3 protein-coding genes are annotated in these 1689 nt (G+C 64.6%); all 3 read left to right on the top strand.

The window, feature by feature from the left end:
* Nucleotides 1–806: FliI/YscN family ATPase (locus WA702_RS21640; RefSeq protein ID WP_425112593.1), on the top strand; the 806-nt coding region annotated here is incomplete at its 5' end.
* Between the two features lie 106 nt (nt 807–912).
* Nucleotides 913–1332, top strand: coding sequence for a flagellar export protein FliJ (gene fliJ, locus WA702_RS21635; protein ID WP_425112592.1), 420 nt, complete (start codon nt 913–915; stop codon nt 1330–1332).
* 143 nt (nt 1333–1475) lie between these two features.
* Nucleotides 1476–1689, top strand: a 214-nt coding sequence (locus WA702_RS21630; RefSeq protein WP_425112591.1) for a sigma factor, incomplete at its 3' end; no start/stop codon positions are given.

The raw sequence follows: 1689 nt of genomic DNA, 5'->3' as shown, positions 1-1689 counted from the left end.
TGTCGATGCTGGCGCGCAATGCCGATGCCGATATCTCGGTGATCGGCCTGATCGGCGAGCGCGGCCGCGAGGTGCAGGAATTTTTGCAGGACGATCTCGGCGAGGAGGGGCTCGCCCGCTCGGTGGTCGTGGTCGCGACCTCGGACGAGCCGGCGCTGATGCGCAGGCAGGCGGCGTATCTGACGCTCGCGATCGCGGAATACTTCCGCGACGAAGGCAAGAGCGTGATGTGCATGATGGATTCGGTGACGCGCTTCGCCATGGCGCAGCGCGAGATCGGCCTGTCCGTGGGCGAGCCGCCGACCGCGACAGGCTATACGCCGACCGTCTTTACCGAGCTGCCGAAGCTGTTGGAGCGCGCCGGGCCCGGCAGCGGCGAGGGCAACATTACCGGCATCTTCACCGTGCTGGTCGACGGCGACGATCATAATGAGCCGGTGGCGGATGCCGTGCGCGGCATTCTCGACGGCCACATCGTGATGCAGCGCTCGATCGCGGAGCGCGGGCGGTATCCGGCGATCAACGTCCTGAAGTCGGTGTCGCGCACCATGCCGAAATCGGCCGATCCGGTGTTCCTGCCGACCATCAACCGGGCGCGGCAGATCATGGCCACTTATGCAGACATGGAGGAGCTGATCCGGCTCGGCGCCTACCGGGCCGGCTCCAGCCCCGAGGTCGACGAGGCGATCCGGCTGCACGAGCCGCTGGAGGCGTTCCTGCGCCAGCGCAAGGACGAAGTCTGCGGTCTTGGCGACGGATACCGCCAGTTGGAGCAAATCCTCGGTCGATTGGAAACGGAAAGCTAACTTTGTCGGGTGATCATCCGCGCCAGTTCAAGTGCCGAGCCGGCAGGTCCTGGATGGGCGGCCGGCCCTGTCCCGCGTGTTTGGGACTTCTGGGGAGTATGAGTCGATGAAGTCGCGCGATACGCTGATACGCCTGAAGAAATTTCAGGTCGACGAGAAGCGCCGGAGGGTCAGCCAGATCGAGGGCATGATCGCCGATTTCCAGCGCATGACCACCGAGCTGGACCGCGAGATCCAGACCGAGCAGGAGCGGGCGGGGATCAACGATCCCACCCATTTCGCCTATCCGACCTATGCCAAGGCTGCGATCCAGCGTCGCGAGAACCTGACGCGCTCGGCCGACGAGTTGCGCATCCAGCTCGAGGACGCCAAGTCGGCGTTGTCGGAAGCGTTCGAGGAATTGAAGAAGGTCGAGCTGCTGGACGAGCGCGACCAGGCGCGCGAGAAGGCCGAGGAGAGCGCCCGCGAGCAGGCCGATCTCGACAGCATCGGCTTGATGCGCGCGCGGCTCGGCGTCATCGCCTGACGCGAGCGTCGTCGCTATGTCTTTAGGCCCGGGCCGCAACGCCCGGGCTTTTTTGCTGATCACTTGGCGCAGCGTGGCGCGGCAGACTATGCTAGTCCGGCCTGATGTCGACGATGGGGCGGTGTGATTTCGAGGATGTTTGAATGCTGACGCCGGCAGAGCTGGTCTGGCTGATCGCCGCGGTCTCCAAGGGAGACGAAGCCGCTTTTGAGCGTCTTTACGCGGCGACGCGCGCGAAACTCTACGGCGTGGTGCTCCGTATCTTGCGGCGACAGGATCTCGCAGAGGAGGTCATTCAGGAAACCTACGTCAAGGTCTGGAACAGCGCCGGGCAGTTCAATCCCGCAGTTTCCTCGC

Source organism: Bradyrhizobium sp. (genome assembly GCF_049798375.1).
Classification (GTDB): Bacteria; Pseudomonadota; Alphaproteobacteria; order Rhizobiales; family Xanthobacteraceae; genus Bradyrhizobium.
The sequence above is the reverse complement of the archived record's forward strand: the minus strand, read 5'-3'. Positions and strand labels throughout refer to the sequence as shown.